Raw genomic sequence first — 21,176 nt, 5'->3', positions numbered from 1 at the left:
GGGCATGCGCCGCGCTCTGCCCCGTCCCGTGCTCCTCGCCGGCGCCCTGCTGCTCGGCTGCACGGCGTGCGCCACGGTGCGCGTCCCCGCGGGCGAGGACGCCGCGGACCCGGCGTGCGCGCAGGTCGTCCAGGGCGCGCCGGAGCAGCTCGAGGGGCAGTCGCGGCACGCGACGAGCAGCCAGGGCACTCTCGCGTGGGGCAGCGGCGACGAGGCGATCGTCCTGCGCTGCGGCGTCACTCCCCCGGGTCCCACCACGCAGATGTGCACGACCCTCACCGACGCCGACGGCACCGATGTGGACTGGATCATCGACGAGGACGGCTCGTCGGACGGGATCGTGCGCTTCACGACCTACGGGCGCACCCCGGCGATCGACCTCACGGTGCCGCGCGAGGTCGTCGGCGACCAGGCCTCTGCCGCGGCGCTGGATCTCACCGACCTGGTGACGTCGATCCCTGCCGAGCGCCACTGCCTCGACGTCGACGACGTGCAGTGAAGCAGGCGCCTCGGCCCGTCGGCGCCCGCGACCCTCAGCGCAGGCCGATGCGGCGGGTGCGTGCCTGCTCGAGCAGGTCGGTGATCAGGCTCGTGTAGTCCATGCCCATGTTCTCCCAGAGCACGGGGAACATCGAGGACGGCGTGAAGCCGGGCATCGTGTTGACCTCGTTGACGACGACCTCGCCGGTCTCGGTCACGAAGACGTCCACCCGGCCCAGGCCCTCGAGGCGCAGCGCGGTGAAGGCGCGCGCGGCGACCTCGCGCACGCGCTCCGCGGCGCCGTCCGGCAGGGCCGCGGGCACCTGGATGCTCACGGTCCCCTTGCCGAAGTACTTCGACTCGTAGTCGTAGAAGTCCAGGTCGTCGCCCACGATGACCTCGCCCGGCTCGGTGGTGCGCGGGGCGTCGCCGCCTCGGCCCTGGAGCACTCCGCACTCGACCTCGCGACCCACGACGCCCTGCTCGATGAGGATCAGCGGATCCTCGGCGAAGGCGGTCTTCACCGCGTGCTCGAGCTCCGCGGGATCGGTCACCTTGGAGACGCCCAGGCTCGAGCCGGCGCGGGCGGGCTTGACGAACCACGGGGCGGCGAGGCGCTCGCGCACGCTCGCGCCGACCTCCTCGGCGCGCTGGGCCCACTCGTCCTCGTGAACGCTGATCGACGGGGCCGACGCGATCCCGGCGGCGGCGAGGGCGGCCTTCGTGGACGTCTTGTCCATGCACGTGGCGGAGGCGAGGACCCCACTGCCCACGTAGGGGATGTCGAGCAGGTCGAGGGCTCCCTGCACCGTGCCGTCCTCCCCGTAGGGGCCGTGCAGCAGGGGGAGCACCGCGTCGACCTCCGCGAGCGGCTCGACGCGGCCGTCCCGGACCACGCGCAGCGGCACGGGAGCGCCGGGGGTCTTCGTGCCCGTGGGCAGGAGCACCTCGTCCCCGTCGGACGGCACCTCGGGAGGGGTCGCCCCCTGCAGCTGCCAGTCGGCGGGGTCGTCGCTCACGTGCAGCCAGCGGCCCTGGCGGGTGATGCCGATCGCGACGACGTCGTACCGCTCGCGGTCGATCGCGCCGAGGATCCCGCCCGCTGTCACGCAGGAGATGCCGTGCTCGCCGGAGCGGCCGCCGAAGAGGAGCGCGATGGTGGAGGTCATGGGGTCGAGAGTAGTCACTCGGGTCGTACGGAGCGTGCGAGCAACGCCGTGGTGACCTGCTCGATCGGCACACCGTGATCGACGACGTCGACGACCCCGCGGGTGATCGGCATATCGATCCCGAGCCTCTGCGCGGTCTCGTCCACGGCACGGGCGGTGGCGACGCCCTCGGCGGTCTGGCCCACCTCGGCGACGGCCGCCCCGACGTCGAGCCCCCGTCCCAGCGCGTGGCCCAGGCGGTGGTTGCGCGAGAGCGGGGACGCGCAGGTGGCGACAAGATCGCCCATCCCCGCGAGCCCGGCGAAGGTCCCCGCCTGACCGCCCACGGCGACGCCCAGGCGGGTGATCTCGGCGAGCCCGCGGGTGATGAGGCTCGCGCGGGCGTTGTCGCCGTAGCCGAGTCCCGCGGCGGCGCCGACGGCGATCGCGATGACGTTCTTGACCGCTCCGGCGACCTCGACGCCGATGACGTCCTGCGAGGTGTACGGGCGGAAGGAGGGGGCGGCGCACCAGGCGGCGACGGTGCGCGCCAGCTGCTCGTCGTGCGCGGCGATGACGCTCGCGCAGGGCTGGCGCCGGGCGATCTCGACGGCGAGGTTCGGGCCGGATAGCACGGCGACGCGCTGCGGGTCGACTCCCGCTGCCTCGACGATCACCTGGCTCATGCGCAGATCGGTGCCCCGCTCGATGCCCTTGGCAAGCGAGAGCACGGGGACCTCGGGCAGCGTGAGGCCCGCCGCGCGCCAGGCGGAGAGGTTCTCGCGGAGGCTCTGTGCCGGCAGGGCGAGGACCACCCCGTCGGCCCCGTCGAGCGCCTCCCCGACCTCCGAGGTCGACGTGACCTGCCCTGGCAGGCGGACGTCCCCGAGATAGGCGGGGTTGGCGCCGTGCTCGCGGATCTCGCGGGCGGTCTCCTCGCGCCGTGCCCAGAGGACCACCTCGCGGCCGGCGTCGGCGAGCACGAGCGAGAAGGTGCTGCCCCAGCTGCCGGCGCCGAGCACGGCGATGCGGGTCATCGCCCGAGGAACCTGCCGCGGCCGAGGGCCCGACGGGGCGCGCGGTCGGTGACGGTGCGCGGACCGGTGGTGCGCGGGCCGAGCGCACGGCGGCGCACGGTCGCGGGCGCGCGCCGGGCGAGCGCGTTCACGGCCGCCGCGTGCATCATCCGCCGCGGTGCGAAGGCGATGCGGCCGCGCACCGAGCGGTACTTCACGGCCGTGGTGACCTGCAGCAGCTCGCCGCCGGGCAGGATCGCCACGCCGATGCGCACCGAGAGGTTCTGGTCGTCGTCCTTGATGAGCGCCTCGCTGCCGCGGACCTCGTCGGTCACGTACTGCTTCTCGGGCGGCGGGACCATGTCGAACAGGCGCACCGCCTCGTCGCGCAGCGCGCGCAGACCACGCGTGCCCAGCGGTGTGTTCTCGTGGGAGAAGATCGCCTCCGCCCACACGCGCGGGTCCTCGACGTCGACCCCGCGGGTGGGGACGATCACCACGTCGCAGTAGTCGGGCACGGGGATGTCACGCAGCGCGAGCGAGCTCGCGGCCGCGCTCGTCACCCCGTCGCCGCGGTCATCGGACCCGCGGTCGACGGTCGAGCGATCCGCGGACCCGCGGTCGACGGTCGTGCCCTCGAGGATGTCGTCGTGCTGCTCGCTCATGCGTCTTCTCAGTCCTCCCAGTACTCGGCGCCGAGCGCCGTGAGCTTCTCGCGGAAGGCCTCGTAGCCGCGGTCGATGAGGTCGATGCCGTGGATCGAGCTGACGCCCTCGGCGCCGAGCGCGGCGATCAGGTAGGAGAAGCCGCCGCGCAGGTCGGGCACGGTGATGTCGGCCCCGTGCAGCTCCTTCGGCCCGGAGATCACGGCCGAGTGGTTGAAGTTGCGCCAGCCGAAGCGGCAGCTCGAGCCGCCCAGGCATTCGCGGTAGACCTGGATGCGCGCGCCCATGTCGTTGAGGGCCCGGGTGAACCCGAGGCGGTTCTCGTAGACGGTCTCGTGGACGATGGAGATGCCCTCGGCCTGCGTGAGCGCGACGACGAGAGGCTGCTGCCAGTCGGTCATGAAGCCGGGGTGGACGTCGGTCTCCATGGCGATCGAGCGCAGCGGCTCGTCGGGCCGGAAGAAGCGGATGCCCTCCTCGGTGATGTCGAGGCCGCCGCCGATCCGGCGGAACACGTTGAGGAACGTGGACATGGGCTTCTGCTGGGCACCCCGCACGAAGACGTCGCCCTTGGTCACGAGCGCCGCGCAGGCCCAGCTCGCGGCCTCGATGCGGTCCGGGATCGCCACGTGCTCGTAGCCGCCGAGGCGCTCGACGCCCTCGATCGTGATGGTGCGGTCCGTCTGCAGGGTGATCAGCGCGCCCATCTTCTGCAGCACGGCGATGAGATCCTCGATCTCCGGCTCGACGGCGGCGTTGGTGAGCTCGGTGAGGCCCTCGGCGCGCACGGCGGTGAGCAGCACCTGCTCGGTCGCGCCGACGCTCGGGTACTCGAGATGGATCTTCGTGCCCTTGAGGCCGTTCGGCGCGGTGATGTGGATGCCCAGCTCGCGCTTGTCCACGTGGGCGCCGAACTCGCGCAGCACGTCGAGGTGGTAGTTGATGGGCCGGTCGCCGATGCGGCAGCCGCCCAGGTCGGGGATGATCGCCTCGCCCAGGCGGTGCAGCAGCGGGCCGCAGAACAGGATCGGGATCCGCGAGCTGCCCGCGTGCGCGTCGATCTCGGTGGCGTGCGCGCGCTCGACGTTCGAGGGGTCCATGCGGATCAGGCCCGCCTGGACGTCGCGCTCGATCTTCACGCCGTGGACCCTGAGCAGATCCGCGACGATCTGCACGTCGCGGATGTCGGGCACGGAGCGCAGCAGGCTGGGCTCCTCGCCCAGCAGCGCCGCCACCATCGCCTTGGAGACGAGGTTCTTGGCGCCGCGCACGGTGATGTCACCGTTCAGCGGGCGCCCTCCGCGCACGTGGAATGTCGAGGTCATATCGTCCTTGAAGCGTTCCGGGGACCCCCGGGCGGGGTCCGTCCTCCGATCTTGACAGAGTACCGGAGGGCGATGTGGCGGGGCTGGACGTCGGCCGCCGCTCAGTCCGCGGCGCGCGCGGGAAGCGTCTTGGGCATCCAGCGCGGACGCTTCGCCTCGAACGCGGAGATGTCCGCCTCGTGGCGCAGGGTCAGGCCCACGTCGTCCAGGCCCTCCATGAGGCGCCAGCGGGTGTACTGGTCGATGTCGAAGCGGAAGGTCGCGTCGGCCGCATGGACCTGCTGGTTCTCGAGGTCGACGGTGATCTCGGTGCCCGGCGCCTCCTCGAGGATCTTCCACAGCTGCTCGATGTCGTCCTGGGAGAGCTTCGCGGCGACCAGGCCCTGCTTGCCGGCGTTGCCGCGGAAGATCTCGGCGAAGCGGCTCGAGAGCACGGCCTTGAAGCCGTAGTCGCGCAGCGCCCAGACGGCGTGCTCGCGGGAGGACCCGGTGCCGAAGTCGGAGCCGGCCACGAGCACCGAGCCGTGGGAGTAGGGCTCCTGGTTCAGGATGAAGTCGGGGTCCTTGCGCCAGTTGACGAAGAGGCCGTCGTCGAAGCCGGTCTTGGTGACCCGCTTGAGGTAGACGGCGGGGATGATCTGGTCGGTGTCGACGTTGCTGCGGCGCAACGGGACGCCGACGCCGCTGTGGGTGGTGAACTTCTCCATGGTCTGTGCTTCCTTGCTCGTGGGTCGTCGGCCGGTGCGTGCTCGCGCTCAGGCGATGCGCAGTCCGCCCGGGAGCGGCACGCGCTCGGCGCGGGGCGGCTCGGCCGCGGGGTCGACGGGCTCGAGGTCCGACGGGGAGCTCAGGGTGCCGCGCACCGCGGTCGCCGCGGCGACCACCGGGGAGACCAGGTGGGTGCGTCCTCCCTTGCCCTGCCGGCCCTCGAAGTTGCGGTTCGAGGTCGACGCGCAGCGCTCCCCCGGCGCGAGCTGGTCGGGGTTCATGCCCAGGCACATGGAGCAGCCGGCCTGGCGCCACTCGGCGCCGAAGGCGAGGATCTCGCGGTCCAGGCCCTCCTGCTCGGCCTGCAGCTTCACGCGCGCCGAGCCGGGCACCACCATCACCCGCACGTCCGGGTCCTTGCTGCGCCCGCGGATCACGTCCACGAAGGCTCGCAGGTCCTCGATGCGCGAGTTCGTGCACGAGCCCATGAACACGGTGTCCACGCGGATGTCCTTGAGCGGGGTGCCGGGCACCAGGTCCATGTACTTCAGGGCGCTCTCGGTGCTCGCGCGCGAGGTGTCGTCCGTGAAGTCCTCCGGTGCGGGGACCGCGGCCGACAGCGGCAGGCCCTGCCCGGGGTTCGTGCCCCAGGTGACGAACGGCTCGAGCTCGTCGGCGTCGATGACGACCTCCGCGTCGAAGGTCGCGCCCTCGTCGGTGCGCAGCGACCTCCAGTACTCGACGGCCTCGTCCCACAGCTCGCCCTCCGGAGCATGGGGGCGGCCCTTGACGTACTCGAAGGTGGTCTCGTCGGGGGCGACCATGCCCGCGCGGGCGCCGGCCTCGATCGACATGTTGCAGATCGTCATCCGGCCCTCCATGGAGAGGCTGCGGATGGCCTCGCCGCGGTACTCGAGCACGTAGCCCGCGCCGCCGCCGGTGCCGATCTTGGCGATCACCGCGAGGATGATGTCCTTCGCGCTCACGCCCGGCTTGAGCGTGCCGTCCACGGTGATCGCCATGGTCTTGAAGGGGGCGAGCGGCAGCGTCTGGGTCGCCATCACGTGCTCGACCTCGCTGGTGCCGATGCCGAAGGCGAGCGCCCCGAAGGCGCCGTGGGTGGAGGTGTGCGAGTCGCCGCAGACCACGGTGATGCCCGGCATGGTGAGCCCCAGTTGCGGGCCGACGACGTGCACGATGCCCTGCTCCCTGTCACCCAGGGAGTGGATGCGCACGCCGAACTCCTCGGCGTTGCGGCGCAGGGTGTCGATCTGGGTGCGGGAGGTGATGTCCGCGATCGGCTTGTTGATGTCGACCGTGGGGGTGTTGTGGTCCTCGGTCGCGATCGTCTGGTCCACGCGGCGCAGGTCGCGGCCCTCCTGGCGCAGCCCGTCGAAGGCCTGGGGGCTGGTCACCTCGTGGAGGAGCTGGAGGTCGATGTAGAGCAGGTCGGGCTCGCCGTTCTCTCCCCGGCGCACCACATGGTCCTTCCACACCTTCTCCGCGAGCGTGCTCGCCATGGCTCCTCTTCCTTCCCTCGTGATCACCCGGCGTCCGCGCCGGATGAGGTCCGGCACGATGCCGGATCGGCCTCCGGCGCGGGCTCGGTGCGGGGCCGACAGGCCCGTCGGCCCGGGCCGACGAGGACGTCACGCGCACCGGCGCTCGGCCGGAACACTGCAATCGTCGCCAGGGAAATCGCGCTGCGCACTTGCGTCTCAACAAATAAGACGGCAATATCGGAGCATGGACACCACCACGGAGGAGGGCGGGAGCGGCGTCGGCGTGCTCGACAAGGCCGCAACCGTCCTCGGAGCCCTCGAAGCAGGCCCTGCGACCCTCGCCCAGCTCGTCCAGTCCACAGGACTGGCCCGCCCCACGGCCCATCGCCTCGCGGTGGCCCTGGAGCATCATCGCCTGGTGGCGCGCGACATGCAGGGTCGTTTCATCCTGGGCCCCCGGCTCGGGGAGCTCTCCGCCGCCGCCGGCGAGGACCGCCTGCTCGCCGCCGCGGGTCCCGTCCTCACCGCGCTGCGAGATCACACGGGCGAGTCCGCCCAGCTCTACCGCCGTCAGGGCGACCACCGCATCTGCGTGGCGAGCGCCGAGCCGCCCATCGGCCTGCGCGACTCCGTGCCGCTGGGATCCACGCTGACGATGAAGGCCGGCTCGGCCGCCCAGATCCTGCTGGCCTGGGAGGAGCCGGACCGCCTGCACCGCGGCCTCCACGGCGCCCGCTTCACCGCGACCATGCTCTCCGCGGTCAGGCGCCGCGGCTGGGCGCAGTCCATCGGTGAGCGCGAGGCGGGCGTCGGCTCCGTCTCGGCCCCGGTGCGCGGTCCGGGCGGGCGCGTGATCGCGGCCCTCAGCGTCTCGGGGCCGCTCGAGCGCATCACCCGACAGCCCGGGCGCCTGCACGCCGCCGCGGTGATCAGCTCCGCCAACCACCTCAGCGAGGTCCTGCGCCGCGCGGGCGGCTGAGCTGGGGCGGGGTCGCCGCGGGGCTGGAGCGGAGGTGAGGCCGCCGCAGAGCTGGAGCGGAGGTGAGGCCGTCACGGGGCAGGGTGCCGTGGGGCGGGCCGACCTCGGGCGATACCGTCACGCAGCGGCAAATACGGGACGTCTCTGCCATATATGGCAGAGACGTCCCGTATACGCCGCTCCAGAACACGAGCGCCTGCCCCGCACGCAGAAGGAGCCGGCATCCGCGTGGATGCCGACTCCTTCTGTGCCGCTCGTACCCCGTACCGGATTTGAACCGGTGTTACCGCCGTGAGAGGGCGACGTCCTAGGCCGCTAGACGAACGGGGCCTGTGCCGATCAGAAGATCAGCTGCCGATCCGAGGACCGACGATCCGGAGCGATCACCTGCCATGCAGGCCATGTTTCCGAGGTGCGGTCCCGTGGACCGCGATGCAGGTCCTGGACCTGCCGCAGATCGAAGGATCTGCTGGTACCCCGTACCGGATTTGAACCGGTGTTACCGCCGTGAGAGGGCGACGTCCTAGGCCGCTAGACGAACGGGGCGCGGACTTCGAACTCCCCGCCTGAGCGAGGGTGAAGCGCTGGGGTACCAGGACTCGAACCTAGAATAACGGTACCAGAAACCGTCGTGTTGCCGATTACACCATACCCCAAGGTCAGAGCACCTTTCCGAGGACCTGGGTCCGCGGTGCGGGTGCCGCAACAAGATAGAACATTACCCGGTCTCCGTGCCCGTCGGCAAAGCGATCGCGGCCGCGACCCCTGTGAGGTCTCCCACCTCGCAGTATCTGCGCTGGTCAGACGCCGGTTCTCGGTGCTCGAGGGACCGTTCGTCGCCGGGGCGCCTGAGAAGCACGCCACGAAGCCCTGCGAGCGCCGCGGCCTGCGCGTCCACATCGGGCTCGTCACCCACGTACGCGGTGGCCGCGGGGTCGGCGCCGAGCAGGCGGGCGCCCTCGCGGAACACGCGCGGATCGGGCTTGCCCATGCCGAAGGTCTCGACGGTCACGAGCAGCGGGACGACGTCCGCGAGCCCCGCGCACTCGAGCTTGCGCTCCTGCAGGGAGCGGGACGCGTTCGACACCGCTCCCACCGCCACCCCGGCCTCGCGCAGTGCGAGCACCGCGGGTCGGGCGTCATCGAAGGCCTCGCACGCGGGCGCGAACTCCGCGTCGAAGGCGCGGGCGAACGTCTCGTACTCGGCGTCCGTGAAGGCGGTGAGGCCCAGCCAGTGCGCGATCTCGTCGATGCGGGCGTGGCGCTGGACGGCGTACGGGACCTCACCGCGCGTGTACGAGCGGTAGTGATCCCCCGGATCGGCCGACCAGCGCGCGATGATCTCCCGGTCGTCGACGCCCGCAGCCCTCTCGTCGGCGCCCGTCGCCTGGCCGTCGGCGCTCCTGACCCGGTCGTCGGGGCTCGAGGCGAGCTCCTCGCTCCCGGCCTGCGTGGACCCGCCGCGCCGCTCTCTCAGCATCGGGATCAGAGAACGGCCGAGGGCGCGGGCGAAGGCGGACGCCGTGTCGACGAGCGTGTGGTCGATGTCCAGGAGCACGGCCTCCACCCCTGCCAGGTGCTCGGCGAGCTCGGCCGGGCGGCACGCCGGCCCGTCGGACGACGAACTCCGCCCCGCCTCGCTCACCGAACCCTCGCCGTCATCGACCACGACGCACATGCCGCATCAGCTGTCATCGTCTCTCCCGAATCCTGGCACTCCCGATCCCGGCGCCGCCGGGTCCCGGCGCTGCCGGATCCTGACACTCCCGGATCCCGGCGCTCCCGGATCCTGACGCTCAGGCGAGCCCCGCGAAGACCTCACGACCCGCACGGAGACGCGCGAGGGAGGAGTCGCGGCCGAGCAGCTCCATGGACTCGAACAGCGGCGGCGAGATGCGGCGGCCGGAGATCGCCGAGCGCAGGGGGCCGAAGGCGAGGCGCGGCTTGATGCCCATGTCCTCGACGATCGCGGCGCGCAGCGCCTCCTCGAGGCGGGCGGCGGCGAAGTCGTCCTCGGAGATCGCCTCGACCTCCGTGATCGCACGGTCCACGACCGCCGCCGGGTCCTCCCCCATCTTCTTCAGGGCGTCCTCGGCGATGGTCAGGTCCGCGTCGTCGATGAAGAGGAAGCGGAGCATGTCCGGGGCCTCGCCCAGCAGGTTCATGCGCGGCTGGACGAGCGGGGTCGCCGCGGCGAGCAGGGCGTGCTCGTGCTCGGTGATCGGGTCGGAGACGACACCGGCCTTCTGCAGGTACGGGACCATGCGCTCGGTGAACTCGACCGGATCCAGCAGGCGCATGTGGTCGGCGTTGATGGCGGTGGCCTTCTTGAAGTCCACGTGCGCGGGGTTCGGGTTCACGTCGCTCGCGTCGAAGCGCTCGACCATCTGCTCGCGCGTGAAGACGTCCTGATCGGCGCTGTAGCCCCAGCCCAGGAGCGCCAGGTAGTTGACCATGCCCTCGGGCAGGAAGCCCTGGTCGCGGTAGTTGAAGAGGTTGGACTCCGGGTCGCGCTTGGAGAGCTTCTTGTTGCCCTCGCCGAGCACGTACGGCAGGTGGCCGAAGCGCGGGATCGCGGTCGCGACGCCCACTTCGATGAGCGCGCGGTACAGGGCGATCTGACGGGGCGTCGAGGAGAGCAGGTCCTCGCCGCGCAGCACGTGGGTGACACCCATGAGCGCGTCGTCCACGGGATTGACCAGCGTGTACAGCGGCTGACCGTTGCCGCGGACCACCACGAAGTCCGGGGTCGAGCCCGCCTTGAAGGTGATCTCGCCGCGCACCATGTCCTCGAAGGTGATGTCGTCGTCGGGCATGCGCAGGCGCCACACCGGCAGGCGCCCCTCGGCGCGGAAAGCGGCCTTCTGCTCCTCGGTGAGGTCGCGGTCGAAGCCGTCGTAGCCGAGCTGCGGGTCGCGACCGGCGGCGCGATGGCGCTCGGTGATCTCCTCGGGCGTGGAGAAGGACTCGTAGATGACGCCGGCGTCCTTGAGCTTCGCGATCACGTCGGCGTAGATCTCGCCGCGCTGGGACTGGCGGTAGGGACCGTCGGGCCCGCCCACCTCGACGCCCTCGTCCCAGTCGATGCCGAGCCAGCGCATGGCGTCGAGCAGCTGGTGGTAGGACTCCTCGCTGTCGCGCGCGGCGTCGGTGTCCTCGATGCGGAAGATGAGCGTGCCGCCGTGGCGCCGCGCGTGCGCCCAGTTGTACAGGGCGGTGCGGACCATGCCCACGTGCGGGGTGCCGGTGGGGCTCGGGCAGAAGCGCACGCGGATGTCGGCGCCGGTGGCCTCGGTGGTCGGTGCGGTGGCGGGGGCGTGGGTCACGCGGGAGGACTCCTTCGGGATGCCGCGGAGCGGCGGGCGGGTGATGAGAGCTGCGGGCGGCGGCCCGTGACCTCAGCGGCGCACGACGGGGTTCGTGAGCGTGCCGACGCCCTCGATGGTCACGTCGATGACGCTGCCGGCTCCGACCGAGCGCACGCCGGCGGGAGTGCCGGTGAGGATGACGTCGCCGGGGAGCAGGGTGGTCACGCGGGAGATCTCCGCGACGAGCTCCGGGACGCCGCGGAGCATGTCGGCGGTGGTGCCGTCCTGCGCGAGGTCCCCGTCGACCGTCGAGCCGATCGCGAGGGCCGACGGGTCGACGTCGGTCTCGATCCAGGGTCCGAGCGGGCAGGAGGTGTCGAAGGCCTTCGCGCGGAACCACTGGTTCTCGGCGCGCTGGGCGTCGCGGGCGGTGAGGTCGTTCGCGCAGGTGTATCCCAGGATCACGTCGGACGCCTGCTCGGCGTCGACATCCTTGGCCATGCGCTGGATGACGACGGCGAGCTCCGCCTCGAGGCTGACCTCGGTGCTGTAGGCGGGCAGGACGATGGGCTCGTCGGGGCCGATGACGGCGGTGTTGGGCTTGAGGAAGTAGAGCGCCTGCTCCGGGACCTCGGTGCCCATCTCCGCGGCGTGCGCGGCGTAGTTCTTGCCGACGCACACCACCTTCGAGCGCGGGATCACCGGGGCCAGCAGGCGCACGTCCGCGAGCGGGTGCCGCTTCCCGCTGGGGCGGATCTCGGTGTACAGGGGGTCTCCGGTGATGCCGTAGACGTACTCCGTGCCGTCCTTCTCCTGGACGATGCCGAAGCTGGGGTCGTCACCGGTGGTGTATCGGGCGATGCGCATGGCTCCCAGTCTAGGGCCGACGGGGCGGGCGGGTCCGCCGCGATCCCGGGCACACGGGGCGGGGCGGCGCGAACGGCGGATGCCAGACTGGCCGGGTGCCTCTTCCGCCCTCCGACTCCCCCGCCGCGCCCCGCGACGTCCCCGCCGCGAGCGCCGATGTCCCGGCCCCGGTCCCGGCCCCCGTCCCCGCCCCGCGCGCCGTCCTCTCGGCCGACGAGGCGAGGCGGCTGCGCCGCGCGCACGAGGAGCGGACGGACGCCCTGACCGCGGAGCACAGGGAGCGTCGCCGACGTGGCGAGAAGCACCCCGTCGAGGACTTCCTGTTCACCTACTACCCGTTCTCCCCCGCACGCCTGCGGCGCTGGCATCCCGGCTGGGAGGTCGCCTACGACGCGGCGGCGGACCCGGGGCCGGGCGACGGGACGGTGGGCGACGTCCATGACGGGGTGCGCTCGTGGTATCTCGACCGGTCCGGCGACACGGCACCCACGGACTCGGCGTCGCGCACCGGGGCCCCGCACCGCGGCACGTCGATGCTGCGCCGAGCCGACGTCGACCGCTATCTCGCCGAGAGGGCCGGCGCGCTGGGATTCATGGCCCGTCTGCTCCGCTCGTCCTCGCTGCGCGAGCGCCGGCCGAACCTCGCGTGCTTCGGGCTGCACGAGTGGGCGATGGTCTACCGCCTGCCCGAGGGGGCGCAGCGCCACGAGGACCTGCCGCTGCGACTGGGGCGGCAGCAGACCGATGCGGTCGTCGAGCGCGAGCGCCTCGTGTGCTCCCACGTGGACGCGTTCCGCTTCTTCACGCCCGAGGCCGTGCCGCGCAACGTGATGGCGCCCACGCGCGAGACGCAGGTGCGCCGCGACAACCCCGCCTGCCTGCACGTGGGCATGGACCTGTACAAGTGGGCGATGAAACTCGTGCCCCTGGTCCCTTCCGACCTGGTCCTCGACTGCTTCGAGCACGCCCGCGCGACCCGCGTGCTGGACATGGAGGCGAGCCCGTACGACGTGCGCCCGCTCGGCTACGGGACCGTCCCGATCGAGACAGCCGACGGCAAGGCCGAGTACCAGCGGCGCCAGCGGGAGCTCGCCGCGGGCGCCGACGAGCTGCGCGAGCGGATCCTCGCGCACGTCGAGCCGCTCGCCGCGCTGCTGCCCGCGGCCCGCTGACGGCGCACGCGAGGACGAGACCCGCCGGGTCGATGAGCGCGACGCGGACGCCGCACACCCGATCGCCGCGCTCCCGGCCGCTGCACGCAGAACGGGCCGGCACCCGCAGGTGCCGACCCGTCCGTGGGGAACTGCGCGAAGGCCTGGATCAGGAGTTCGCGGCCTGCTGGTAGGTGGACTGGATGACGTCGCCGAAGTACGGCCCGTACATCACGTTCGCCTGGCTGGTGTAGCCGAAGCTGTTCACCGAGTTCTGCGCGCCCGAGGCGTCGCCGCCCAGGAACCAGGGACCGCCGGACGACCCGCCGGTCATGTCGCAGTCGATGCCCTGGTCGTCGGTGTCGCCGAGGGTGTCGTCGAACGCGGTGCCCTGGCAGTTCTCGAGGCTCTCGCCGTCGAAGGGCGCTGCGGCCGGGTAGCCGTACGAGGTGTACTGCTGGCCGCGCTCGGCGTTGAAGGCCACGGCCGAGCCGCCGACGGTGTCGGTGAGGCTCGCTGATCCGCTCTCGGGCGAGACGACGGCGAAGGCCGCGTCGTAGTTCATGTCCTCGCTGCTGATCCACTGCTGCGTGGAGTAGAGGTCGGAGGCCGTCCACTTGCCGTAGGGGGCGTCACCGTGGTCGTAGCCGGGCACGAAGGTCCAGTTCGTGGCCCAGGTGCCGTCCTCGTTGGTGCAGTGGCCGGCGGTCGCGACGGTGGACTTGTTGCCCGAGGAGACCGCGTTGCCGGAGCACACGTAGTCCGTGCCGCCCTGCGTGAAGAACACCTTGCCGATGTGGTCGGTGCCGCCTGCGGCGGCGGTCTCGGCCCCGTCCGTCGCAGCCTGCTTCTGCACGGACTTCTGGACGGCCGGGTCGGCCTTCTGGGAGGGCACGGTGCTGGGGTCCGAGGAGGCGACGTCCCCGCTCGGGACGTCCTTGTCGGCGACGAGCGAGTCGGCCGACTTCGCGTTCTCCATGCGCTCGGGGGTCCAGTAGTCCGCGGCCGCCTTCTGCTCGGTGACCGACGGGGCGTGGCTCTCGCCGCCCCAGTCGTTGTCGCCCGGGTCGGCGCCGGCGAACGATGCACTGCCCATGACGAGCCCTGCAGCGAAAAGACCGCCGCCGGCGAGGTGGAGGCAGCGGCGCAGACGCGAGGAGCCGGGCCGCGAGGAGGATTCGGAAACGGTGCGAGGAGTGATCACCGGAGGTCCTTTCGGGTGGGATCGGGATGGGCCCGGGAGGGCCGCGGGCGCCACCGTAGACCATGTGATGCGTCACACAAAAGTCACGCCAACCGGTCCGATCCGGACAAGGCGGGACGCATCGCCGGGAACCGAAACCCGTTTCCTCAGAGCGATTCTCCGCGACCGGTATCAGCATTTCCGCTGGACGACTCGGGCGATTCCTCGGAGGCGTCGCAGTCGCTCTCGGATTCCTCGGAATCCGTTCTCCGAGAGCTCGGATCGATGCGGATCTCGGCGGGGATCGCGGCGTGTCGCCGCTCCTCGTCCCAGTAGTCGGAGGCCGAGGGCGCGTGCTCCTCGCGCTCGCGGGCGGCGGGGTCGTCGGATCGCTTGGGGGTCATGGTGTGAGTCCTTCCGTGGGGACGGCACGCAGGGTACGGGAGTCGACCCCGAGTCGAGGTCGGGCACCTGTCTCGAACGTACTCGGTCGCTGTGCCCACGGCTGACGGCGGGACATCGGAGGACGCCGCACGGCTCCTCATCGGTATGGCTGCCGGGGGGGGGCACTCGTCGTGGCGCCGCGTGCGCCGGGCCCCACTCCTCCCCTGGCAGACTGTCCCCATGCCCTCGCTGACCTCCTTCCTCCCGCCTGCGCCCGCCGATCAGGAGCAGACCGTCGACGGATTCATCGCCTCCCAGGGGGCCTCGGGACGCTCTCTGTACCCGCACCAGGAGGAGGCGCTGCTGGCGATCGCCGCCGGCGATCACGTGATCGCGGCGACGCCCACGGGATCGGGGAAGACGACGATCGCGTACGCGGCGATCTTCGCGGCGATGGCCCGCGGTGAGAAGGCGTACTACACGGCGCCGATCAAGGCGCTCGTCTCGGAGAAGTTCTTCGATCTCGTCGCGATGTTCGGGGCCGAGAACGTGGGCATGATGACCGGCGATTCCTCGGTGAACCATGACGCCCCGATCATCGTGTGCACCGCGGAGATCCTCGCGAACCATGCGCTGCGCGACGGGCCGACATCCGACGTGCGCGTGGCCGTCATGGACGAGTTCCACTACTACGGGGACTCCCAGCGCGGCTGGGCCTGGCAGGTGCCGCTCGTCGAGCTGCCCGCGTGCCAGTTCGTGCTCATGAGCGCGACCCTGGGCGACGTCTCCTTCTTCGTCGAGGACCTCGAGGCGCGCACGGCCCGGGAGGTCACCGTCGTCGACGACGCCCCCAGGCCCGTGCCGCTGGATTTCCGCTGGTCGCTCGATGCGCTGCCGGACACGATCCAGACCGTCCTCGATGACCGCGACGCCCCGGTGTACATCGTGAACTTCACGCAGAAGGACGCCCTGGACCAGGCGACCGCGCTGATGGGCACGAAGATCCTCAGCACCGAGGAGAAGGAGCGGATCCGCGACCTCATCGGCGACTTCCGCTTCTCCAAGGGCTTCGGTCAGACCCTCTCGAAGCTCGTGCGCCAGGGCATCGGCGTCCACCACGCCGGCATGCTCCCGAAGTACCGGCGCCTCGTGGAGCGGCTCGCCCAGTCGGGCCTGCTGAAGATCATCTGCGGCACCGACACCCTGGGGGTCGGCATCAACGTGCCGATCCGCACCGTGCTGCTCACGGGCCTCGCGAAGTTCGACGGCAAGCGCATGCGACTGCTGAACGCGCGCGAGTTCCACCAGATCGCCGGGCGCGCGGGCCGCGCGGGGTACGACACCGTCGGCCATGTCGTGGTGCAGGCGCCCGAGTGGGCCGTGGAGTTCGCGAAGGAGCAGGCGCGCGTGAAGGCGCGGGAGGAGGCCGGCAAGGCGCCCAACAGCGCGAAGAAGCGCAAGAAGGAGCCCAAGCCGCGCATCCCCGACGGCGCGATCAACTGGACCGAGCAGAACATGACCAAGCTGATCGAGTCCCCGCCCGAGACGCTGCGCCCGCACCTGCAGATCACCCCGTCGATGGAGCTCGCGCTCATCGCCCGTCCCGGCAGCGCGGTCGCCTCGGCCCGGCACCTGATCATGGAGTCCCATCAGACGAGCAACCAGAAGCTGCGACTGGTCAAGCAGGCGGCCGACATCTTCCGCGGCCTGCGGGAGGCGGAGATCATCGAGACCCTCGAGAAGGACGACCACCTGGGCCGGCGCATCGCGCTCGTCGAGGACCTGCAGCTGGACTTCACGATGACCCAGCCGCTCGCGCCCTTCGCGATCGCCGTCATCGACTCGCTCGACGAGGACTCCGAGTCCCTCACGATGGACACCGTCTCGATCATCGAGGCGATCCTGGAGGACCCGATGCAGATCCTGCTGGCCCAGCAGAACGCGGCCCGGGGGGAGCTGCTCGCCGAGCTCAAGGCCGACGGCGTCGAGTACACCGAGCGCATGGCCCTGCTGGACGAGGTCGCCTGGCCCAAGCCGCTCGAGGAGGACCTCGAGGCCGCGCTCGAGATCTACCGGAAGAACCGGCCGTGGGTGCGCGAGGGCGACCTCTCGCCGAAGTCGATCGTGCGCGAGATGTACGAGACGGGCCAGACCTTCAGCGAGTTCGTGCAGCGCTACGGCCTGCAGCGCTCCGAGGGCATCGTGCTGCGCTACCTCTCCGACGCCTTCCGGGCCCTCAGCCGCACGATCCCCCAGGACCTCCGCACCGACGAGCTCGAGGACGTCATCGAGTGGCTGGGCGTGCTCGTGCGCGGCATCGACTCCTCCCTGCTCGACGAGTGGGAGGCGCTCACCCATCCCGAGGACGAGGCCGATGCCGCGAGCGAGGTGCGGCCGACGTCCCCGCGGGGGCTCTCCGCCCAGACCAAGGTGCTGCGCCAGATGGTCCGCGCCGCCCTCTGGCAGCGCGTGGAGCACTTCGCCTTCGAGCGCGAGGAGCGCCTGGGCGAGCTCGACGGCGCCTCCGGCTGGGATCGCAAGGCCTGGGCCGCGGCCATGGACGAGTACTACGACGCCTACGACAACGTGGGCATCGACGGCGCGGCGCGCTCCCCGCAGCTGCTGCAGATCCGCGAGGAGTCCAAGCGCTGGACCATCCGCCAGGTCATCGACGACCCCGACGGCAACCACGACTGGGGCATCGAGGCCGAGCTCGATCTCGAGGCGACCGACGAGGCCGGCGAACCCGTCCTGGAGATCACCCACGTCGGCGAGTTCGGGGCCGACGGGGCCTGAGCCGGGAGGCGCGCGGACCCATCCGCCCGCGCCGTTCCGTACGCGCCGCCCCATCCCCTACGCCCAGCCTCACCCGCTCCGCCCCATCCCCTACGCCCAGCCTCACCCGCTCCGCTCCGCTTCACCCTGAGTTGTCGTTGTCATGAGCCCTCATCACAACGACAACTCAGGGTGAAGCACCGGGTCATGACGCGCGGGGCGAGGTTCCGCAAGCATCTCCGCGTGGCCGTAGCGCTCCGCCCCCCCTCCACGGAAATCATTCGCCATTCCACCCGTGGCGGCGCAGGGCCTCGGCCGTGCGCCGCGAGGCGCGGGCGGCGCCGTGACGGAGGTCGACGGCGGTCGTGCGCACCTCGATCCAACCGGCATTCGTGCGCCGCTCGGTGCGGGCGATGTCCTTCGCCTGCTGCTCCCGGTCAAGATGGGTCGGCCCCTCGTGCTCGACGCACACCTTCCACTGCTCCCAGTGCAGATCTGGCTCGCCGAGCCGCTCATCGCCGTCCCAGATCTCCTCGTTCAGGCTCGGATCCGGGAGCCCCGCCCTTCGGAGCCCGAGGCGGAGCGATGTCTCCGCGGGCGAATCGCTGCCGATGCGAGCCAGGGCGAGCGCCTCCCTCAGCTGCGCGGTCCATGGTCTCCCCCATCGCGCGATGGCAAGTTCGAGACCGGCTCTCGATGCATAGGGCTCAGCGCGCCCCTCGAAGATCTCGCGCGGCCATCGGAGCAGATGGTCTGCGACATGCACGAGCTGGTCGACGGACACCATGCCGGCGAGGTCGCACCAGGTCCGCACGCGGTGCGTCAGGCGCACGCCTCGGGTCTCGACCGTCTCATCCGCGGCATGCGAGCGTTCATGCCATCGGACCAGGCGGGAGCTGGTGCGCGCCGTCTCGCAGCTGAAATGGGCGGCAGCGCCGCGCGCCATCGCCAGCGAAGAGGGCAGGGGCAGTCCCCAGATCTCCGCCGCCGTGGGACCGCAGACCACGATCCGGGGTTTCCCCTTGGCCAGGGCCAGTGCGACGTCCGACGGCGAGGGCACGGTGCCGACCCTGCTGTAGAGGCCGCGGCTCAGGGTCGTGATGTCGCCCGCACGCAGACGCTGCGCGCTCACGCCCGCCGCCCGGGCCTGCTGCGTGGTGAACACAGCGCCGAGAGAGCGAGGCAGCGGGGAGCGCGAACGGGTCATGCGCCCATGGTGCCGACGCGGATCGCTCGAGGCAGAGGTCATGCACAGTGGGCTGGTCACGTGGATGCGCGCCGTTCCTCCACAGCGCCCGGCCGGATCGCGTCCGGGCTGCCGGGACGTCGGCCGTCGGGCCGTCAGCCGATCGGACCCCTGGAGGGTCGGGCCGCCGAGCCGTCAGACCGCTGGACTCCTGCGTGATGTCGAAGCGGGAGGCTCACAATGTCCGGCTCCGGCCGCTTCACCCTGAGTTGTCGTTGTTGAGAGGACCGATAACAACGACAACTCAGGGTTACCACCGGGTCACCGCGGTGGGCGCTGCTCACGGACCACGCGAGCCGCCCCGCTCGCTGACGTCCCGCGCGGTGCTGACCTGTGCGGTGCTGGCCTGCGCGGTGCTGGACTGTGCGGTGCTGGACTGTGCGGTGCTGGCCTGCGCGGTGCTGGCCTGCGTGGTGCTGGCCGCTCCCGCGTCGACCGGCTCAACGGGCCCCCGGCTCGGCACCGGCCCGCTCGACGGTGACGCGCTCGACGACGCGGCAGGCGTCCTCGAGAGATGCGCCGCGGCCGACGGCGATGCCGACGAGGAATGAGGAGATCGGCGCCATCGAGCGCTGCACGCCGCTCGCGACCACACCGGTCATCTCGTGCACGCGGTCCACGTCGCACAGGTCGTCGATCTCGAGTGCGTCCTCGACCTGCAGGATCCAGGGCCGCAGCATGGTCTCCCAGTCCTCCTGCTGCGTGACCGGGGGCTTGCGTGAGCCGTGCTCCCGGTGACCGTCGCGGTGCCCTGTCTCGAGATGTCCGCCGCGACTCTGCTCACCGCCGCGTCCGTCGAGGGACGAGTGCGAACCGAGTGAACCGTGCTGGGCCCGCTCTTCGGCCGCCCGGCCATTGCCCTTCCGGTCGCTGGTCGCCTGGTCGCTGGTCGCCTGGGCACTGGTCGTCTGGGCACTGTCCGGCCGAGCGCTGGTCGTCTGGGCGCTGCTCGTCTGGGCACTGCCCGTCCGGGCGCTGGTCGTCCTGGTGCTCATGATGTCCTTTCCTCCCATGCGGCGTGCTGGCCCCAGGTGTCCACGTCCTCCATCGAGGTCTCGGGGACGGTGACGGACACGAGGTCGAGCGGTGCGAGCAGGGAGCGCACGGAGCGATCGCGATCCCCGCCCTCGCGGATGGATGCCTCGAGGGCCCGGCGGTCCGCGAGGACGGCGAGCAGCTCGCGCCGACCATCGGCGTGCGCGGCGATCACGCCGTCGGCCCCCGCGGTGTCCGTTGCACCTGCGCCGGAAGCCTCTGCCGCACGGGTCTCCTCCTGGTCCCGTCGTGCGGCCCGGAGCGGCCCGATGAATCCGGCGGCGCCGGGGAGGTCGCAGGCGACGATGAGGACGTCGCCCGCGACCGCGCCCCGTTCGGCACCGTCCCCGCTGCCCCCGCCGCTTCCGTCGCCCTCTGCCTCGACCCCGCGCAGCAGGGCGAGGCCCGCGGCGATCCCGGCGACGGGCCCGCCCGCGGGCGGATCCTCGAGCGTGCGCAGGACTCCGCTGGGCACCTCGACCGTCTCGGGCGCGACGACCACGCGCGGCGCGCACTCGGAGCCCGCGTCGAGCACGCGGTCCAGCAGGCGCCGTCCGCCCAGCAGCAGATCGGGCTTGGAGACGCCGCCGAGGCGCCTGCCCTCTCCCCCGCCGAGGACGATGAGCGCCGTCGGCCGTGCAGATCCGCGCGATGCATCGATCCCGGTCATCTCAGAACTTCACCTTCTCCCATCCGCGGCGCTGGGCCTCCTTGCGGGGGTCCTTGCTGCGGTAGACGATGTACGGCCTGCTGATGTATCCGATCGGGGCCGCGAACACGTGCACGAGCCGCGTGAACGGCCAGGCCGCGAACAGCGTGAGCGCGCTGAGGATGTGCAGCTGGAAGAACAGCGGCGCCTCGCTCATCAGGTGCGTCGTGGGCTGGAGCGTCCAGAAGTCGCGGAACCAGATCGAGACCCCCTCGCGGTAGTCGTACTCGCCGAAGGTCGAGTGGACCAGGGTGGCGAGCACTCCGCAGGTGATCGTGAGGGTCAGCAGCAGGTACATCAGCTTGTCACCCACGGTGGTCGCCCCGAACACCCGCCGGTTCGTCCGCCGGCGGTAGAGCAGGATCAGCAGCCCGCCCACGCAGGCGCAGGCCGCGGCGAGGCCGACCGTGACCGCCATCAGGTGGTACATGTGGTTGCTGATGCCGATCGCCGTGGTCCATGCCTTGGGGATGCCGAGGCCCACCACGTGACCGAAGAAGATCCCGATGATGCCGTAGTGGAACAGCGGTGAGCCGATCCTCAGCAGGCGCGACTCGTAGATCTGGCTCGAGCGCGTGGTCCAGCCGAAGCGGTCCTTGGTGAACCGCCAGACGTGCCCGAGCACGAACACGGCCAGGACCATGTAGGGGTAGACGACCCAGAGCAGGATCGCGAGGGTCGAGTCGGGGTCCATC

At 71.4% G+C, this 21,176-nt stretch carries 19 protein-coding genes and 3 tRNA genes; 4 read left to right on the top strand and 18 right to left on the bottom strand.

The features are described from left to right. The first annotated feature begins 4 nt into the window (after positions 1-4). Positions 5-499, top strand: coding sequence for a DUF3515 family protein (locus Bra3105_RS01185; protein WP_228358274.1), 495 nt, complete (start codon positions 5-7; stop codon positions 497-499). Between the two features lie 34 nt (positions 500-533). Here the strand turns inward: Bra3105_RS01185 and Bra3105_RS01180 are convergent, their stop codons facing one another. The 6 genes from Bra3105_RS01180 to leuC form a co-directional block, all read right to left on the bottom strand. Then, the gene (locus Bra3105_RS01180) at positions 534-1,649 is read right to left on the bottom strand and encodes a D-alanine--D-alanine ligase family protein (RefSeq protein ID WP_228358273.1); all 1,116 of its coding nucleotides are present in this window, start codon (positions 1,647-1,649) and stop codon (positions 534-536) included. A gap of 14 nt (positions 1,650-1,663) precedes the next feature. Continuing rightward, complete coding sequence (locus Bra3105_RS01175; protein WP_228358272.1) at positions 1,664-2,665, bottom strand: NAD(P)H-dependent glycerol-3-phosphate dehydrogenase; 1,002 nt, start codon at positions 2,663-2,665, stop codon at positions 1,664-1,666. Further along, on the bottom strand, positions 2,662-3,309 hold the full coding sequence (locus Bra3105_RS01170; RefSeq protein ID WP_228358271.1) for a DUF2867 domain-containing protein: 648 nt from the start codon (positions 3,307-3,309) through the stop codon (positions 2,662-2,664). Before Bra3105_RS01170 ends, Bra3105_RS01175 begins: the two co-directional genes overlap by 4 nt. An 8-nt stretch (positions 3,310-3,317) precedes the next feature. Further along, a complete protein-coding gene (gene murA / locus Bra3105_RS01165; RefSeq protein WP_200500905.1) occupies positions 3,318-4,634 on the bottom strand; it encodes a UDP-N-acetylglucosamine 1-carboxyvinyltransferase in 1,317 nt (438 codons plus the stop codon). Positions 4,635-4,735: 101 nt separating this feature from the next. After that, positions 4,736-5,341 (bottom strand): 3-isopropylmalate dehydratase small subunit, encoded by a 606-nt coding sequence (leuD, locus tag Bra3105_RS01160; protein WP_228358270.1) that lies wholly within the window; start codon positions 5,339-5,341, stop codon positions 4,736-4,738. A gap of 48 nt (positions 5,342-5,389) precedes the next feature. Next, positions 5,390-6,862: a 3-isopropylmalate dehydratase large subunit gene (gene leuC / locus Bra3105_RS01155; protein WP_228358269.1), complete on the bottom strand. Its 1,473-nt coding sequence runs from the start codon at positions 6,860-6,862 to the stop codon at positions 5,390-5,392. A gap of 226 nt (positions 6,863-7,088) precedes the next feature. Here leuC and Bra3105_RS01150 point away from each other — a divergent pair, with 226 nt between their 5' ends. Further along, the gene (locus tag Bra3105_RS01150; protein ID WP_152352762.1) at positions 7,089-7,823 is read left to right on the top strand and encodes an IclR family transcriptional regulator; all 735 of its coding nucleotides are present in this window, start codon (positions 7,089-7,091) and stop codon (positions 7,821-7,823) included. Positions 7,824-8,080: 257 nt separating this feature from the next. On the opposite strand, the gene Bra3105_RS01145 is transcribed toward Bra3105_RS01150, so the two are convergent. From Bra3105_RS01145 to Bra3105_RS01120, 6 genes are all read right to left on the bottom strand, one after another. Next, a tRNA-Glu gene (locus Bra3105_RS01145) sits at positions 8,081-8,153 on the bottom strand. Between the two features lie 140 nt (positions 8,154-8,293). Further along, a tRNA-Glu gene (locus tag Bra3105_RS01140) sits at positions 8,294-8,369 on the bottom strand. A 38-nt stretch (positions 8,370-8,407) separates the two neighbouring features. Beyond that, positions 8,408-8,479, bottom strand: a tRNA-Gln gene (locus Bra3105_RS01135). Between the two features lie 62 nt (positions 8,480-8,541). Next, a complete protein-coding gene (locus Bra3105_RS01130) occupies positions 8,542-9,501 on the bottom strand; it encodes an HAD family hydrolase (protein WP_228358268.1) in 960 nt (319 codons plus the stop codon). Positions 9,502-9,619: 118 nt separating this feature from the next. Then, positions 9,620-11,149 (bottom strand): glutamate--tRNA ligase, encoded by a 1,530-nt coding sequence (gltX, locus tag Bra3105_RS01125; RefSeq protein ID WP_228358267.1) that lies wholly within the window; start codon positions 11,147-11,149, stop codon positions 9,620-9,622. Between the two features lie 72 nt (positions 11,150-11,221). Next, the gene (locus tag Bra3105_RS01120; RefSeq protein ID WP_228358266.1) at positions 11,222-11,998 is read right to left on the bottom strand and encodes a fumarylacetoacetate hydrolase family protein; all 777 of its coding nucleotides are present in this window, start codon (positions 11,996-11,998) and stop codon (positions 11,222-11,224) included. 227 nt (positions 11,999-12,225) lie between these two features. On the opposite strand from Bra3105_RS01120, the gene Bra3105_RS01115 reads away from it, so the two are divergent. Then, a complete protein-coding gene (locus Bra3105_RS01115; protein WP_228359572.1) occupies positions 12,226-13,170 on the top strand; it encodes a 3-methyladenine DNA glycosylase in 945 nt (314 codons plus the stop codon). Between the two features lie 148 nt (positions 13,171-13,318). Here Bra3105_RS01115 and Bra3105_RS01110 read toward each other — a convergent pair whose 3' ends face one another. Both Bra3105_RS01110 and Bra3105_RS01105 read right to left on the bottom strand, forming a co-directional pair. Beyond that, positions 13,319-14,353 carry a trypsin-like serine peptidase gene (locus tag Bra3105_RS01110; protein ID WP_228358265.1) on the bottom strand — a complete coding sequence of 345 codons (1,035 nt, stop codon included), beginning with the start codon at positions 14,351-14,353 and terminating at the stop codon, positions 13,319-13,321. 146 nt (positions 14,354-14,499) lie between these two features. Next, the gene (locus Bra3105_RS01105; RefSeq protein WP_228358264.1) at positions 14,500-14,736 is read right to left on the bottom strand and encodes a hypothetical protein; all 237 of its coding nucleotides are present in this window, start codon (positions 14,734-14,736) and stop codon (positions 14,500-14,502) included. Between the two features lie 220 nt (positions 14,737-14,956). Between Bra3105_RS01105 and Bra3105_RS01100 the strand changes: the two genes are divergently transcribed. Continuing rightward, positions 14,957-17,512, top strand: coding sequence for a DEAD/DEAH box helicase (locus Bra3105_RS01100; protein WP_228358263.1), 2,556 nt, complete (start codon positions 14,957-14,959; stop codon positions 17,510-17,512). Positions 17,513-17,768: 256 nt separating this feature from the next. Here Bra3105_RS01100 and Bra3105_RS01095 read toward each other — a convergent pair whose 3' ends face one another. The 4 genes from Bra3105_RS01095 to narI form a co-directional block, all read right to left on the bottom strand. Then, positions 17,769-18,698 carry a type IV toxin-antitoxin system AbiEi family antitoxin domain-containing protein gene (locus Bra3105_RS01095; protein WP_228358262.1) on the bottom strand — a complete coding sequence of 310 codons (930 nt, stop codon included), beginning with the start codon at positions 18,696-18,698 and terminating at the stop codon, positions 17,769-17,771. A 479-nt stretch (positions 18,699-19,177) separates the two neighbouring features. Then, the gene (locus Bra3105_RS01090; protein WP_228358261.1) at positions 19,178-19,732 is read right to left on the bottom strand and encodes a DUF6457 domain-containing protein; all 555 of its coding nucleotides are present in this window, start codon (positions 19,730-19,732) and stop codon (positions 19,178-19,180) included. After that, positions 19,729-20,442 carry a molybdenum cofactor guanylyltransferase gene (gene mobA / locus Bra3105_RS01085; protein WP_228358260.1) on the bottom strand — a complete coding sequence of 238 codons (714 nt, stop codon included), beginning with the start codon at positions 20,440-20,442 and terminating at the stop codon, positions 19,729-19,731. Before mobA ends, Bra3105_RS01090 begins: the two co-directional genes overlap by 4 nt. A 1-nt stretch (position 20,443) precedes the next feature. Beyond that, positions 20,444-21,175 (bottom strand): respiratory nitrate reductase subunit gamma, encoded by a 732-nt coding sequence (narI, locus tag Bra3105_RS01080; RefSeq protein WP_228359571.1) that lies wholly within the window; start codon positions 21,173-21,175, stop codon positions 20,444-20,446. Between the last annotated feature and the right edge of the window lies 1 nt (position 21,176).

Origin of the sequence: Brachybacterium halotolerans subsp. kimchii (assembly GCF_020792675.1) — a bacterium.
GTDB lineage: Bacteria > Actinomycetota > Actinomycetes > Actinomycetales > Dermabacteraceae > Brachybacterium > Brachybacterium halotolerans.
This window is presented reverse-complemented; position numbering and strand designations above follow the sequence as displayed.

What these genes read in the sequence shown, in the direction of transcription:
- mobA (WP_228358260.1), bottom strand. Translation starts at nt 20,442, where the DNA reads ATGACCGGGATCGATGCATCGCGCGGATCTGCACGGCCGACGGCGCTC.
- Bra3105_RS01130 (WP_228358268.1), bottom strand. Translation starts at nt 9,501, where the DNA reads ATGTGCGTCGTGGTCGATGACGGCGAGGGTTCGGTGAGCGAGGCGGGG.
- Bra3105_RS01105 (WP_228358264.1), bottom strand. Translation starts at nt 14,736, where the DNA reads ATGACCCCCAAGCGATCCGACGACCCCGCCGCCCGCGAGCGCGAGGAG.
- Bra3105_RS01180 (WP_228358273.1), bottom strand. Translation starts at nt 1,649, where the DNA reads ATGACCTCCACCATCGCGCTCCTCTTCGGCGGCCGCTCCGGCGAGCAC.
- Bra3105_RS01120 (WP_228358266.1), bottom strand. Translation starts at nt 11,998, where the DNA reads ATGCGCATCGCCCGATACACCACCGGTGACGACCCCAGCTTCGGCATC.
- Bra3105_RS01170 (WP_228358271.1), bottom strand. Translation starts at nt 3,309, where the DNA reads ATGAGCGAGCAGCACGACGACATCCTCGAGGGCACGACCGTCGACCGC.
- leuC (WP_228358269.1), bottom strand. Translation starts at nt 6,862, where the DNA reads ATGGCGAGCACGCTCGCGGAGAAGGTGTGGAAGGACCATGTGGTGCGC.
- Bra3105_RS01095 (WP_228358262.1), bottom strand. Translation starts at nt 18,698, where the DNA reads ATGACCCGTTCGCGCTCCCCGCTGCCTCGCTCTCTCGGCGCTGTGTTC.
- narI (WP_228359571.1), bottom strand. Translation starts at nt 21,175, where the DNA reads ATGGACCCCGACTCGACCCTCGCGATCCTGCTCTGGGTCGTCTACCCC.
- Bra3105_RS01185 (WP_228358274.1), top strand. Translation starts at nt 5, where the DNA reads ATGCGCCGCGCTCTGCCCCGTCCCGTGCTCCTCGCCGGCGCCCTGCTG.
- Bra3105_RS01175 (WP_228358272.1), bottom strand. Translation starts at nt 2,665, where the DNA reads ATGACCCGCATCGCCGTGCTCGGCGCCGGCAGCTGGGGCAGCACCTTC.
- Bra3105_RS01150 (WP_152352762.1), top strand. Translation starts at nt 7,089, where the DNA reads ATGGACACCACCACGGAGGAGGGCGGGAGCGGCGTCGGCGTGCTCGAC.
- Bra3105_RS01100 (WP_228358263.1), top strand. Translation starts at nt 14,957, where the DNA reads ATGCCCTCGCTGACCTCCTTCCTCCCGCCTGCGCCCGCCGATCAGGAG.
- Bra3105_RS01090 (WP_228358261.1), bottom strand. Translation starts at nt 19,732, where the DNA reads ATGAGCACCAGGACGACCAGCGCCCGGACGGGCAGTGCCCAGACGAGC.
- leuD (WP_228358270.1), bottom strand. Translation starts at nt 5,341, where the DNA reads ATGGAGAAGTTCACCACCCACAGCGGCGTCGGCGTCCCGTTGCGCCGC.
- murA (WP_200500905.1), bottom strand. Translation starts at nt 4,634, where the DNA reads ATGACCTCGACATTCCACGTGCGCGGAGGGCGCCCGCTGAACGGTGAC.